Below are 13,718 nucleotides of genomic sequence, written 5' to 3' on the forward strand. Positions count from 1 at the left end.
CAGCTCCGATTTCAAGCATGGTGGGGTTCTGTGGGAGCGGGCTTGTCCCGCGAAGAGGCCGGCCCAGACACCGAAGCCGGCTCCCACAGGGAATGTGGGGCTTCTTCTCAGCGCTGGACCTGCCAGCCACCTCCCAGCGCCTTGTATAACGCCACGCTGCCTTGCAACCGGGCCAGGCGCAGCTGCGCCTGCTGGTCCTGGGCCAGGTACAGGGTGCGCTGGGTTTCGAGCACGCTCAACAGGGTCTCGGCGCCAGCGCCGTAGCGCTGCTGCGCCAAGTCGAATGCCTGACGCGCCTGCAACACTTCCTCATCCTGCCATTGCCGCTGGCGGTCCACGCCATGGATAGCGTTGAGGGCCTTTTCGACATCGGCGAAGCCCGCCAGGATGCTGCTGCGGTAACTCTCCAGCAACTCGTCCTGCTCGGCTTCGGCCAGTTGCTTCGAAGCGCGCAGCCGTCCGTTGTTGAACACCGGCGCGACCAGGCCTGCGGTCAGCGTGTAGTAAGAACTGTCGAAAACCTCGGCGAACGTATTCGCGCCGGTGCCCAGGTTGGCGCCGAGGGTCATTTTCGGCAGCATCGCCGCCCTGGCCACTTGCACGTTGGCGCTGGCGGCGGCCAGACGGGCTTCGGCGGCGGCGATGTCCGGGCGCCGGGTCAGCAGTTCGCTGGGCACGCCGCTGCCAATGGCAGGCCACAGCACGCGGGTGATCGATTGGCGGCTGGCGGGCAGCGTCTGGACCGGGTCGCCGAGCAAGGTGGCCAGGGTCACGCGGCTGTCTTGCAGCTGTTGTTCGAGCAGCGGCAGCTGGCGCTGCTGGGCGGCCACCAGGCTGCGTTGCTGGGCAAGCTCCAGGCGCGTGGCCGAGCCTGCGCGCTCACGGGTTTCGACCAGGTGCAGCACGCCTTGGGCATTGCTCAGGTTGAGCTGGGCGATGCGCCGTTGCTCGGCCAGGGCCAGGCCTTGCAAGTAGCTGTCGGCCACCGCGGCGACCAGGGTCAGTTCCACCGTCTGGCGGTCGAAGCGGCTGGCATCGAGGCCGTGCAGGGCGCTGGCCCGGGCTGCGCGCAGGCCACCCCAGAAGTCCAGCTCGTAGCTGGCACTGAGCTGGGTGCCGAACGCGGTGTAGGTCGGCTCGCTGCGGTTGACGTCCAGCTGGTCGGAGCCTTCGCCGTGCAGCAGGCGCTGGCGGCTGCCGTCGCCGCCCACCTGCACTTCGGGCAGCAGCGGGGCGCCGGCGATCACGGCGCGGGCCTGGGCCTGGCGAACCCGCGCCGTGGCCGCGGCCAGGTCGTGGGCATTGCGCAGGGCACGTTCGATCAACTGGTCCAGCTCGGGGCTGGCGAAGGCTTGCCACCAGCCTGCCGACGGCAGGCCGAGGGTGGAGGAGGCGGTATCACCCTGCCAGCGTGGCGGCGGCGCGATGCCGCTGGCGGGCGGTGGCGGCGTGCTGCAGGCGGCAAGGCCCAGGCACAGGGTCAACAGGCTGATGCGGCTTGGCAATGTCATGGGTTATTCGCTGGTGAGGGCCTTGACCGGGTCGAGTCGGGAGGCTTTGCGGGCCGGCATGAAGCCGAACACGATGCCGGTGACGACGGCGCAGGTGAACGCGCCGAGGATGGCGGGCAGGGCGAAGGCCACGGCCACCTGCGCCAGGGCCAGCGCGCCGCCGATCGCCAGGGCCAGGACGATGCCGGTGACCCCGCCGACCATCGACAGCATCACTGCTTCGCTGATGAACTGGCGCTGGATGTCGCGCTGGCGTGCGCCAGTGGCCATGCGAATGCCAATTTCGCGGGTACGTTCGCGCACGGTCATGAGCATGATGTTCATCACCCCGATGCCGCCGACCAGCAGCGAGATGGCGGCAATCGCCCCGAGCATCAGCGACAGGCTGTTCTGGGTGCGCGCCTCGGCCTGGATCAGCGCCGCGTCGTTGGTCAGCTCGAAGTCGTCCTTGCCCTGGTGACGCTTGCGCATCAGCCGTTCGATCGCCGCTTCGCTGTCGGCGACGCGGGTCGAGTCGGCGGCGGCGATGATCACGTATTCCGGATCATGGCTGCCGAACAGGCGCGTGGCGGCGGCGGAGTAAGGCACGACGATGCGCTCGTCGCTCTTCTGGTCGCCGGAGCTGGCGCCCTTGCCAGCGAGCACGCCGACCACCTGGAACGGCACGTTGCCGATCAGCAGGTACTCGCCCAGCGCGTTGTTGCCGGGGCCGAGCAGCTTGTCGCTGACCTTCTGGCCGATGACCGCCACGGCGGCGCCACTGAGCGCGTCGGCTTCGCTGAAGAAGCTGCCTTCGACCACGGGCCAGTTGAGGATGTGCGGGAACTCGACGTTGTTGCCGCCGACATAGAACTTCTGGTTGTTGTTGCCGTGGCGCACCATCATGTCGCTGCCGATCACCGGCATGACACGCTGCACCTGGGGCAGCTCGGCGATGGCCGAGACGTCATCGAGGGTGACGATCCCGCCCGGATCGCGCAGGGTCGGCTCGCGGCCGTTGAGGTAGAGGATGTTGGAGCCGAACGCCGCCATTTGTGCCATCACCTGGCGTTTGCTGCCTTCGCCCACGGCCAGCATGACCACCACCGAGGCCACGCCGATGACGATCCCGAGCAGGGTCAGGGCGGTGCGGAAGCGGTTGATCCACATCACCCGCCAGGCGGCCTGCAGGGCTTCGAGCAGTTCGCCTTGCCAGGCACCGTGCTGGGTGGCGCCACGGTCCAGGCGCTGGCGCAGCTCGTCGGCCTGCAGGCTCTGATGCGGGGCCTCGGGCGCCTGCTCGGCGGCGGAGTCGCTGATCATCAGGCCGTCGCGGATTTCCACCACCCGCCGGGCGCGTGCCGCCACCGCGCGGTCGTGGGTAATCAGGATGATCACATGGCCCTGGCTGGCCAGCTCGTCGAGCAGGGCCATGACTTCACGGCCGCTGTGGCTGTCGAGGGCGCCGGTCGGCTCGTCGGCGAGGATGATGTGGCCGCCGTTCATCAAGGCCCGGGCAATCGACACGCGCTGCTGCTGGCCGCCGGACAACTGATGCGGGCGGTTGCCCAGGCGGCTGGCCAGGCCCAGGCGTGTGAGCAGGGCGGCGGCGCGGGCATGGCGTTCGGCGGCCGGGGTGCCGGCATAGATCGCGGGCATCTCGACGTTCTCCTGGGCGGAGCCGGAGGGGATCAGGTGGTAGCCCTGGAACACGAAGCCGAAGGCCTCGCGGCGCAGCCAGGCCAGTTGGTCACCGTCGAGCTGAGCGACGTCCTTGCCGGCGAACAGGTAGCTGCCGGAGGTGGGGCGGTCGAGGCAGCCGAGGATGTTCATCAGGGTCGACTTGCCCGAACCCGAGGCGCCGACGATGGCGATGAACTCGCCCGGCTGGATGCTCAGGCTGATGCCGCGCAGCACCTCGACCTTGGGTGTGTCGTGGCCGCCATAGGATTTGCGGATGTCCCGCAACTCGATCAGGGGAATGGACATTCAACCTCCGCTGGCAGGTGGCGCGCCGATCACCAGGCGCTCGCCTTCGTCGAGGCCATCAAGGACCTGTACGCGCAGGCGGTCGCTGAGGCCGATGCGCACCTGGCGCTGTTCGACCTTGCCATCCTTGCCCAGCACCTGAGCCAGGCGCAGGCCTTCGCCGGCACCCTCGTCCAGGGCGGCCAGCGGTGCGGTCAGCACCTGGCTGGCGTGGCCGGCGACGAAGAACACCTGGGTGGTCATGTCGGCCATCAGCGCCCCATCGGGGTTGTCGACGTCCAGCAGCACGGTGTACTGCACCACCTGGCTGACGCCGGAGCCGGCGCTGATCGGACTGCCGCCGCCCTGGCTTGCGTGTGCCAGGGGTTTGGGCGGGATCGGCAGGATCTGGCGCACCGTGCTGTGCCAGCGGCGCTTGCCGCCGGACAGGGTGGTGAAATACGCGGTCATGCCCGGCTTGACCTTGCCGATGTCGGCCTCGGAGACCTGGGCCCAGACGGTCATGGGCGACAGCCTGGCGATGCGCAGGATCAGTGGCGTCTGCTGCTGGGCGTTGAGGGTCTGGCCCTCACGGGCATCCACCGCCACCACGGTGCCGTCCATGGGCGCGTAGATGCGGGTATAGCCAAGCTCGGCTTCGTCGCTGCGCAGGTTGGCCTGGGCCTGGCGGATCTGCGCCTGGTACATGTCGATGCGGGCCTGGGTCACCTTGAGCTGGGCGTCGGCGGCCTGCAGGTCTTCTGCGCGCGTGGCGCCCGCTGCGGCCAGTTCGCGCTGGCGTCTGTTCTGTTGCTGCGCCAGCAGGTACTGGGCCTGTTGCTCGGCCAGCTGGGCCTTGAGGTTGTCGATCGAGAAACGCCCGGCGTCGAGCTTGGCCTGCTGAGTCGACGGATCGATCTCCACCAGCAGCTGTCCTTTGCGAACTTCGTCGCCGGCTTCCACGTGCAAGGTGCGGATCTGCCCGGAGGCCTGGGCACCCACATCGACATAGCGGCGCGGCTGCAGGGTGCCGAGGGCGGTGACACTGCTTTCGATGTCGCCACGGGCGACGGCAACGGTGCTGACCGGCAGGGCGCCGAAGGGCAGTGCTTTCCAGGCCAGCAGGCTGCCCAGGGCAAACAGGCCTAGGCTGCCTAGGATCATGCGGCGGCGGGTGTTGGGTAAGCGTCTCATGCGGACTTCCAGCCAAGGGTGGGCCACACGCGACCAGAGCGGGGCGCGCAGGGAGGTGCCAGTAAGACGAAGGCAGGCGCGGCGGATTTAGATCGGGGCCCAGCGGAGTGTTGCTGAGAATAATTATAATTTGTAATATCCCACGCTGATATCACTCAGACCCTGTCCCGGCCTGTCAGGACGACCCCAGGTGCCGTCGTGGAACACTACTATCGCGAATTGGTGAGCTTTCTTTCTGCCCGCCTGGGCAATCGCCAGGCGGCCGAGGACATTGCACACGATGCCTACCTGCGGGTGCTGGAACGCACCGACACGCAGCCGATCGAGCACCCCCGCGCTTTCCTTTACCGCACTGCGCTGAATCTGGTGATCGACCGTCATCGGCGCCACCTGCTGCGCCAGTCCGAGCCGCTGGAGGTGCTGGACCAGGACGAGCGCTGGCACACGGCGGCGCCTACCCTGAACCTGCAGCTCGACCAACGCCTGGCGCTGATGCGCAAAGCCCTGGATGAATTGAGCAAACCCTGCCGCGACAGCTTCCTGTTGCGCAAGCTGGAGGGCCTGTCGCATCAGCAGATCGCCGAGCGCGTGGGCATCTCGCGCAGCCTGGTGGAAAAGCACATCGTCAATGCCATGAAGCACTGCCGGGTGCGCATGCGCCAATGGGAATCCTGAAAAAGTTGTCGTAAGCCGGTGAAAATTCTATGTGCTGGCAACTTGATTTCTCACTGTTTCCCGACAACTATCTAAATTGACCCCTCCAGGAATTTCCTGGCGGTTGCCCGTCACTGGCGTAGTTTGGTCAGGGAGCGTGTCCCAATTCAACCGACTGCCCAGGTCCGATAATGACCAACAAGACCCTGCGCATCCTGATTGCCGACGAGCACCCGTGCCAGCGCCTGCAGCTGGAGAAAATGCTCAATGGCCTGGGCTATTACCGGATCGCCCCGGTGGAAAGCTTCGACGAATTGCAGCGCCTGGTGCATTGCGCACTGGAGCCGTTCAATCTGCTGCTTGGCAATTACGAACTGGGCAGCCACGCCGGCGTCGACCTGGCGCGATTCTGTCGGGTCAGCGCGCAAATTCAGCATGCCCTGCTGTACCACTCCCAACATCTGAAAGTGCCTGCGGTGCCCCAGGCCGAGCGGCAGGCGGTGAACGTCAGCTTGCCGCAGGTGCCGGACAACGACGCGCTGCTCTCATTCATGGCGATCATCGATGCACCGGTGGTCATCGGCAAACTGGAGCTGCCGCCAGGGATGCGCGCGGGTGGCAAGCAGGCCCCGCCACGCAGGAACTTCGCGCACACGGTGTTCAACCGCTAACCGGGGAGGGCAGGGCCGGGCGGGGATTTGCTATCCTCTTGCCCTTTGCCGATCTGCGGACTCCTGCCATGACTGCCATCGATACCGCTCGCCCGCCCCGGTTCAGCCGCGGCGACCATCGGACCCTGGGCCTGGCGGCACTGGGCGGCGCGTTGGAAATCTACGATTTCATCATCTTCGTGTTCTTTGCCCTGACCCTCAGCCAGTTGTTCTTCCCGCCGGAAATGCCCGAGTGGCTGCGCCTGCTGCAGAGCTTCGGCATCTTCGTCACCGGCTATCTGGCGCGGCCGCTGGGCGGCATCCTCATGGCCCACTTCGCTGACCACCTGGGGCGCAAGCGGGTGTTCAGCCTGAGTATCCTGATGATGGCCCTGCCGTGCCTGCTGATCGGGGTGATGCCGACCTATGCCGACATCGGCTATGCGGCGCCGTTGATCCTGCTGGCCCTGCGTATCCTGCAGGGGGCCGCAGTGGGCGGCGAGGTGCCGAGCGCCTGGACCTTCGTCGCCGAGCACGCGCCACCTGGACGGCGCGGCTATGCTCTGGGCTTCCTGCAGGCGGGGTTGACCTTCGGTTACCTGCTCGGCGCGCTGACCGCGACGGTGCTGGCGCAGGTGTTCACGGCGCAGGAGATTCTCGACTACGCCTGGCGTTATCCGTTCCTGCTCGGTGGGGTGTTCGGCGTGATCGGTGTATGGCTGCGCCGCTGGCTCAGTGAAACCCCGGTTTTCCTGGCCTTGCGCGAGCGTCAGGAACAGCCGGTGAAGTACCCGCTGCGGCGGGTGCTGGGCGAGCATCGTTCGGCGTTGATTCCGGCAGCGCTGCTGACCTGCGTGCTGACCTCGGCGGTGGTGGTGCTGGTCGTCATCACCCCGACGGTGATGCAGCAACGCTTCGGCATGAGTGCCGGGCATACCTTTGCCCTGAGCAGTGTGGGCATCGTCTTCCTCAATATCGGCTGCGTGCTGGCCGGGCTGCTGGTCGATCGCCTGGGCGCCTGGCGCACCTTGATGATCTACAGCCTGCTGCTGCCGCTGGGCATCGGTGCGTTGTATGCGAGCCTGGTCGGGGAGTGGGGCATGACGTGGCTGGCTTACGCGCTGGCGGGGTTGAGCTGCGGCGTGGTGGGTGTGGTGCCGTCGGTGATGGTCGGGTTGTTCCCGGCCGAGATCCGCGTGTCGGGGATTTCCTTCACCTACAACATCGCCTATGCCCTGTGGGCCAGTACCACGCCGCTGGCGTTGATTGCGCTGATGCCCTGGAGCCCGTGGGTGTGTGTCGGGTTCTGTCTGATCATGGGCACGGTCGGGTTGCTGACGGCGCTGTACTTCGGGCGCCGCGAGCCGCTGGCGTTCGCGGCAGAGCCGATGCCGATCATGTGTGGTGACAAATGAGCCAGAGCATGGCTTGGGTTCTGTAGTGGGGCGTAAACCGAGCGCCGCCCGCGCGGCGCATCGCGAGCAAGCTCGCTCCTACATTTGTTGCAACGTGCCACGGTCTGTCAGGCCATGGTTGCCCGCTTTTTAGCGCCCGCCGAAGAATCGCGTCGTACCCACAAGGCTGCCAACCATGGCCTATCAGACATAGGTACGTTGCAACAAATGTAGGAGCGAGCTTGCTCGCGATGCGCCGCGCGGGCGGCGCGCGATCTCATAAGCGCCAAAGACCTCAAGTCGGAAACATAGATACAAAAAAGCCCCCGGTTCTCACAAACCGGGGGCTTTTCTTTACCGCAAGGGCAGGGACTTACATGTTCGGGTAGTTCGGCCCGCCAGCGCCTTCAGGGGTGACCCAAGTGATGTTCTGGGCCGGATCCTTGATGTCGCAGGTCTTGCAGTGCACGCAGTTCTGCGCGTTGATCTGGAAGCGCTTGTTGCCGTCTTCCTGAGTGACCACTTCGTAAACGCCTGCCGGGCAGTAACGCTGAGCCGGCTCGTCGTACAGCGGCAGGTTGCTGGCGATCGGCACGTGCGGGTCGGTCAGCTTCAGGTGGCAGGGTTGTTCCTCTTCATGGTTGGTGCTGGAGAGGAATACCGAGCTGAGCTTGTCGAAGCTGAGCTTGCCGTCCGGTTTCGGGTAGTCGATCTTCTTCGAGTCGGCGGCAAGCTTCAGGCAGGCGTAGTCCGGCTTGGTATCGTGCAGGGTGAACGGCAGCTTGCCGCCGAACCAGTTCTGGTCGATGTAGTTGAACGCACCACCAATCAGCGGGCCGAACTTGTGCAGGGCCGGGCCGAAGTTGCGGCTGGCGAACAGCTCTTCATGCAGCCAGCTGGCCTTGAAGGCTTCGACGTAGGTGTTCAGGGCATCGCCGCCTTCGCTACCCGCGATCAGTGCGTCGGCGACGGCGTCGGCCGCAAGCATGCCGGACTTCATCGCCGTGTGGCTGCCCTTGATCTTGGAGAAGTTCAGGGTGCCCAGGTCGCAACCGATCAGCGCGCCGCCGTTGAAGACCATCTTCGGCAGCGAGTTCAGGCCACCCTTGCAGATGGCGCGGGCACCGTAGCTGATGCGCTTGCCGCCTTCGAGGTACTGCTTCATCACCGGGTGGTGCTTGAGGCGCTGGAACTCGTCGAACGGCGACAGGTACGGGTTGGCGTAGGACAGGTCGACGATCAGGCCGACCACTACCTGGTTGTTTTCCAGGTGGTAGAGGAACGAGCCGCCCGTGTTGTCGGGGCTCATCACGTCCAGCGGCCAGCCGGCGGTGTGCACCACCAGGCCTTGCTCGTGCTTGGACGGGTCGATTTCCCAGATTTCCTTGAGGCCGATGCCGTAGTGCTGGACGTCGGACTCGCTGTCGAGGTTGAAGCGCTTGATCAGCTGCTTGCCGATGTGGCCACGGCAGCCTTCGGCGAACAGGGTGTACTTGGCGCGCAGTTCCATGCCCGGGGTGTACAGGCCGTCCTTCGGATTGCCTTCACGGTCGACACCCAGGTCGCCGGTGATGATGCCGCGCACCACACCGTTTTCGTCGAACAGCGCTTCTTGCGCGGCAAAGCCTGGGTAGATTTCAACGCCGAGGTTTTCCGCCTGCTGGGCCAGCCAGCGGCACAGGTTGCCCAGGGAGATGATGTAGTTGCCGTGGTTGTGCATGGTCTTGGGCACGAACAGGTCGGGGACCTTGGTCGAGCTGCCAGCATCCTTGAGCACGTAGATATCGTCGCGCTTGACCTCGGTGTTGAGCGGCGCGCCGAGTGCTTTCCAGTCGGGGAACAGTTCGTTCAGGGCGCGCGGTTCGAACACGGCGCCGGAGAGGATGTGGGCGCCGACTTCAGAGCCTTTTTCGACCACGCAGACGCTGATCTCGCTACCGGCTTCGGCGGCCTTCTGCTTCAGGCGGCAGGCGGCGGACAGGCCCGCCGGGCCGGCGCCGACGATGACCACGTCGAATTCCATGTATTCGCGTTCCACTGGTTCTCTCCTACTCATCAAGGCTCGTGCTGTTGCTTGGTCTTATTGGGGGTGCTTGCGTGCAGCGGCTCGTCACGGGAGCGAGCCTGTAGCTACGCAAAGGATGGACTACACCGTTTTGTCTTGGCCGCGCATTATATCTACACCACTCGGCGGGTCCAATACAAACGTTTGTTTGAATTTGCCGCAGGCCAGTAAACTCAAAGGAACGCGGCTGAAGGGTGACCGATTTGCCGTATTGACCGGATTGGGTGTTACGGTCAAGATACGAGCGGTTTTACGTTCGCCGTAGCCTGACCGTCGGGCGCAGGTGCACCCCTAAAAACCAGGCGTAGCGCAGGGTTTTCGGGCCAAACCCGATTTTGTAGTGGAGTCTACACGCCACGACAGAAAATGACTCGCGGGTTTTGCCGTCAAAGCTTCTGAACAGGACTGCCTGGTCACTGTGAAGATTGCGCTTCCCGGTACGTTTTTAGAGGTGCCCTTGTACCCACGTGCATCGCCGGGCATGGCCCCAGGCGACTATCTATTCACCGGAGAGTAACGAGGAATCCATGAAGGTTCTTGTAGCTGTCAAACGAGTGGTCGACTACAACGTCAAGGTTCGCGTCAAGGCGGACAACTCCGGCGTCGACCTTGCAAACGTCAAGATGTCCATGAACCCCTTCTGCGAAATCGCCGTGGAAGAAGCCGTGCGCCTGAAAGAGAAAGGCGTTGCGAGCGAGATCGTGGTCGTCTCTGTCGGTCCGGCCACTGCCCAGGAACAGCTGCGTACCGCACTGGCGCTGGGTGCTGACCGTGCCATCCTGGTCGAAGCCGCCGATGAACTGAACTCCCTGGCCGTGGCCAAGGCGCTGAAAGCCGTTGTCGATAAAGAGCAGCCGCAGCTGGTCATCCTCGGCAAACAGGCCATCGACAGTGACAACAACCAGACCGGCCAGATGCTGGCCGCGCTGACCGGCTACGCTCAAGGCACCTTCGCCTCCAAGGTGGAAGTGGCTGGCGACAAGCTGAACGTCACCCGTGAAATCGACGGCGGCCTGCAGACCGTTTCGCTGAACCTGCCGGCGATCGTCACCACCGACCTGCGCCTGAACGAGCCGCGCTACGCGTCGCTGCCGAACATCATGAAGGCCAAGAAGAAGCCGCTGGAGACCGTTACTCCAGACGCGCTGGGCGTATCGCTCGCCTCCACCAACAAGACCCTGAAAGTCGAAGCGCCGGCTGCTCGCAGCGCGGGCATCAAGGTCAAGTCGGTGGCCGAACTGGTCGAGAAGCTGAAGAACGAAGCGAAGGTAATCTAAATGACTATCCTGGTTGTCGCTGAATACGAAAACGGTGCCGTTGCCCCGGCTACCCTGAACACTGTCGCCGCAGCCGCCAAGATCGGTGGTGATGTGCACGTGCTGGTCGCAGGCCAGAACGTCGGTGGCGTCGCCGAATCCGCTGCCAAGATCGCTGGCGTGGCCAAGGTGCTGGTGGCCGATAACGCCGCCTACGCCCACGTCCTGCCGGAAAACGTCGCGCCGCTGATCGTCGAGCTGGCCAAGGGCTACAGCCACGTGCTGGCCCCTGCCACCACCAACGGCAAGAACATCCTGCCGCGCGTTGCTGCGCTGCTGGACGTCGACCAGATCTCCGAGATCATCTCGGTAGAGTCGGCCGACACCTTCAAGCGCCCGATCTACGCCGGTAACGCCATTGCTACCGTGCAATCGAGCGCAGCGGTCAAGGTCATCACCGTGCGTACCACCGGTTTCGACGCCGTTGCCGCCGAGGGTGGTTCCGCTGCCGTTGTAGCGGTTGATGCCGCGCACAATGCCGGTATCTCTGCCTTCGTTGGCGAAGAGCTGGCCAAGTCCGACCGCCCAGAGCTGACTGCTGCCAAGATCGTCGTTTCCGGCGGCCGTGGCATGGGCAACGGTGACAACTTCAAGCACCTGTACAGCCTGGCCGACAAGCTCGGCGCTGCCGTCGGTGCCTCGCGCGCCGCGGTCGACGCAGGCTTCGTGCCCAACGACATGCAGGTCGGCCAGACCGGCAAGATCGTTGCGCCGCAGCTGTACATCGCCGTCGGTATCTCCGGCGCGATCCAGCACCTGGCCGGCATGAAAGACTCCAAGGTGATCGTCGCGATCAACAAGGACGAAGAAGCGCCGATCTTCCAGGTGGCTGACTACGGCCTGGTCGCTGACCTGTTCGAAGCGGTTCCGGAGCTGGAAAAGCTGGTCTGATCCGCCTGCTTCACTTATAAAGAAGCCCGGCCCTCGCACTGAGGGCCGGGTTTTTTTTTGCCGGGCAAGGAGTGATGGATGGCGTTTCGCAAAGCGAGCAGGGTGCTGGCGTGCACGGTGGCAATGTTCTCGCCGCTGGTCATGGCAGCGGGCAAGTGCGAGCGCCTGGTGGCGACCGGTAGCCCGGATGCTCCCCCTTATTCATGGCAGGACCCGAAAGACCCCAAGCACCTGATCGGCGCCAATGTCGACCTGCTCAGGCAGGTGGCTGGCGAGCTCGGCGTGCAGGTGGAAGTGCTGAGTGCTGGAAAGCGCGACCAGGCGCTGGAGGAAGTGCGCAGCGGGCGAATCGACCTGCTGCTCGACACGCCGATGCAAGTGGAGCAACTGACCGCGCTGGACTACATTCACCCCCCCTTGCAGCTCAATGAGTACCTGGTGTGGACGCGCCATGACGCGGCATTGGTGTTTGACGGTCCGGCGGACTTGGCCAAGTACCGTGGCAGCCTGTCGGAGCGTGCCCGCCTGACCCCGGCGTTCAGTGCCTTCGCCGAGGCACAGCTCAAGCTGGAGCCGGCGCAGAACCTGACCCAGGCCTTCCAGAAGCTGGTGCTGGGTCAGGTCGATTACGTGCTGGCCGGGCGCTATTCGGGCATGGCCATCACACAGAGCCTGGGCATGAGCAGCCACCTGATCGCCCGCGGCCTGCCGGTGGATCGACCAGGCCTTTATCTGGCCGTCTCGCACAACTCAGCCTGCAATGACGCCTGGTTGCGTGGGCAACTGGCAAAAAAACTGACAGAATTGCCGATCTCCGGTGCGTCCGAAGCCGTGCTGCAGCGTAATGTCGAGCGCTGGAAAGCGCAGGTACATATGCAGGCGGACGCCCCCAAACAGTAGGAAGAGTGTGTGAAGACCCAATCACTGATCCTTGCCGTGGCTGTGCTCGGCCTGGCCGGTTGCGCCAACGACCCGGCGCCCAATGAGCAGATGCGTATTTCCGAGCAGGCGCTGGAGCAGGCCAAGGCGGTCGGAGCCACCGACCAGGTCGAGGCGCTGAAGCTGGCCGAAGGCAAGTTCGCTCGGGCCAAGACCAACATGCTGACCGAGGACTACCGGGACGCCCGCATGCGTGCCGAGCAGGCCGAGCTGGATGCGCGCCTGGCCGAAGCGCAGGTGCTGAACCAGAAGAGTGACGAGCAGCTCGAACAGTTGCAGTCGCGGGTCAATCGCCTGCGCAAGCAACTGGAGGTGCAGCCATGATGCGCAGTAAACCGATGGCCGCATTGACCTTGCTGGCGCTGGTGGCCGGACTGCAGGGCTGTGCCAGCCAGCGCAGCTCGGCGGCACTGGACGATGCCACGGCGGCGTTCCAGAAGGTGAAGGACGATTCCAATGTGCTGCGCAGTGCGCCGCGTGACGTGATCCGTGCAGGTGAGTCGTTGGCCCGTGCCGATCGGCTGTCGAGCTACATCGGCACCGGCAGTGATGTACGCCACTATGCCTACCTCAGCCAGCGCTACAGCGAAATCGCCAGTGAGCACGCCAAGTTGGCCCTGAATCAGGAGCGCCTGGCCAAGCTCGAACTCGAGCGCCAACGCCTGCAGTTGGCTTTGCGCGAGGCGAAGCTTGCCAGCGTGCAGCAGCAGGGCAAGTGGGTTGAAACGCAGATTGCCGCGATGGCCTCGGAGCAGGCCGATCGGGGTCTGGTGATGACCCTGGGCGATGTGCTGTTCGACACGGGCCGTGCCGACTTGAGGAGCTCGGCCAGTCGCACGGTGCTCAAGCTGGTGCAGTTCCTCCAGCTCAACCCGCGCCGGGTGGTGCGTATCGAGGGTTATACCGACAGCACGGGAGCGCCTGAGGACAACCTCAAGCTGTCGCGTGATCGTGCCCAGGCGGTGGCCGACATGCTGGTCGATCTTGGTATCGACGAAAAGCGTTTGCAGGTCGAGGGCTATGGAGACCAGTACCCGGTCGAGGCCAATGCCTCGGAGCGGGGCAGGGCACAGAACCGCCGGGTGGAAATCGTCTTTTCCGACGAAAAGGGCAAGCTCGCGCCGGCGCGCTGACTTCCCTGGCCCTATCGCCGGCAA

The 13,718-nt window shown here is 64.7% G+C and carries 12 protein-coding genes; 8 read left to right on the forward strand and 4 right to left on the reverse strand.

Going from position 1 to position 13,718, the window contains the following annotated elements; all coding sequences use genetic code 11:
• Positions 1 to 107 precede the first annotated feature (107 nt).
• The 3 genes from PMI38_RS09790 to PMI38_RS09800 are packed head-to-tail and all read right to left on the reverse strand — an operon-like array spanning position 108 to position 4,652.
• Positions 108 to 1,511, reverse strand: coding sequence for an efflux transporter outer membrane subunit (locus PMI38_RS09790; protein ID WP_008093305.1), 1,404 nt, complete (start codon positions 1,509 to 1,511; stop codon positions 108 to 110).
• Positions 1,512 to 1,514: 3 nt separating this feature from the next.
• Complete coding sequence (locus tag PMI38_RS09795) at positions 1,515 to 3,479, reverse strand: MacB family efflux pump subunit (RefSeq protein WP_008093308.1); 1,965 nt, start codon at positions 3,477 to 3,479, stop codon at positions 1,515 to 1,517.
• A complete protein-coding gene (locus tag PMI38_RS09800; RefSeq protein WP_008093310.1) occupies positions 3,480 to 4,652 on the reverse strand; it encodes an efflux RND transporter periplasmic adaptor subunit in 1,173 nt (390 codons plus the stop codon). It lies immediately after the preceding gene.
• Positions 4,653 to 4,850: 198 nt separating this feature from the next.
• On the opposite strand from PMI38_RS09800, the gene PMI38_RS09805 reads away from it, so the two are divergent.
• The 3 genes from PMI38_RS09805 (at position 4,851) to PMI38_RS09815 (ending at position 7,371) form a co-directional block, all read left to right on the forward strand.
• Positions 4,851 to 5,327, forward strand: a complete 477-nt coding sequence (locus PMI38_RS09805) for a sigma-70 family RNA polymerase sigma factor (RefSeq protein ID WP_008093311.1) — start codon at positions 4,851 to 4,853, stop codon at positions 5,325 to 5,327.
• A 170-nt stretch (positions 5,328 to 5,497) separates the two neighbouring features.
• Positions 5,498 to 5,977 (forward strand): response regulator, encoded by a 480-nt coding sequence (locus PMI38_RS09810; RefSeq protein WP_008093312.1) that lies wholly within the window; start codon positions 5,498 to 5,500, stop codon positions 5,975 to 5,977.
• Between the two features lie 68 nt (positions 5,978 to 6,045).
• A complete protein-coding gene (locus PMI38_RS09815; protein ID WP_008093314.1) occupies positions 6,046 to 7,371 on the forward strand; it encodes an MFS transporter in 1,326 nt (441 codons plus the stop codon).
• A 352-nt stretch (positions 7,372 to 7,723) separates the two neighbouring features.
• Here PMI38_RS09815 and PMI38_RS09820 read toward each other — a convergent pair whose 3' ends face one another.
• Positions 7,724 to 9,406 (reverse strand): electron transfer flavoprotein-ubiquinone oxidoreductase, encoded by a 1,683-nt coding sequence (locus PMI38_RS09820; protein ID WP_081502522.1) that lies wholly within the window; start codon positions 9,404 to 9,406, stop codon positions 7,724 to 7,726.
• Between the two features lie 536 nt (positions 9,407 to 9,942).
• Between PMI38_RS09820 and PMI38_RS09825 the strand changes: the two genes are divergently transcribed.
• From PMI38_RS09825 to PMI38_RS09845, 5 genes are all read left to right on the forward strand, one after another.
• A complete protein-coding gene (locus PMI38_RS09825) occupies positions 9,943 to 10,692 on the forward strand; it encodes an electron transfer flavoprotein subunit beta/FixA family protein (protein WP_008093318.1) in 750 nt (249 codons plus the stop codon).
• On the forward strand, positions 10,693 to 11,622 hold the full coding sequence (locus tag PMI38_RS09830) for an electron transfer flavoprotein subunit alpha/FixB family protein (RefSeq protein ID WP_008093320.1): 930 nt from the start codon (positions 10,693 to 10,695) through the stop codon (positions 11,620 to 11,622).
• 78 nt (positions 11,623 to 11,700) lie between these two features.
• Entirely contained in the window at positions 11,701 to 12,522 is an 822-nt protein-coding gene (locus PMI38_RS09835) for a substrate-binding periplasmic protein (protein WP_008093323.1), read from the forward strand.
• Between the two features lie 9 nt (positions 12,523 to 12,531).
• Positions 12,532 to 12,885, forward strand: coding sequence for a DUF4398 domain-containing protein (locus PMI38_RS09840; RefSeq protein ID WP_008093324.1), 354 nt, complete (start codon positions 12,532 to 12,534; stop codon positions 12,883 to 12,885).
• A complete protein-coding gene (locus tag PMI38_RS09845) occupies positions 12,882 to 13,694 on the forward strand; it encodes an OmpA family protein (protein ID WP_008093325.1) in 813 nt (270 codons plus the stop codon). Before PMI38_RS09840 ends, PMI38_RS09845 begins: the two co-directional genes overlap by 4 nt.
• The last annotated feature ends 24 nt before the right edge of the window (positions 13,695 to 13,718 follow it).

Source organism: Pseudomonas sp. GM84 (assembly GCF_000282535.1).
Taxonomy (GTDB): Bacteria; Pseudomonadota; Gammaproteobacteria; order Pseudomonadales; family Pseudomonadaceae; genus Aquipseudomonas.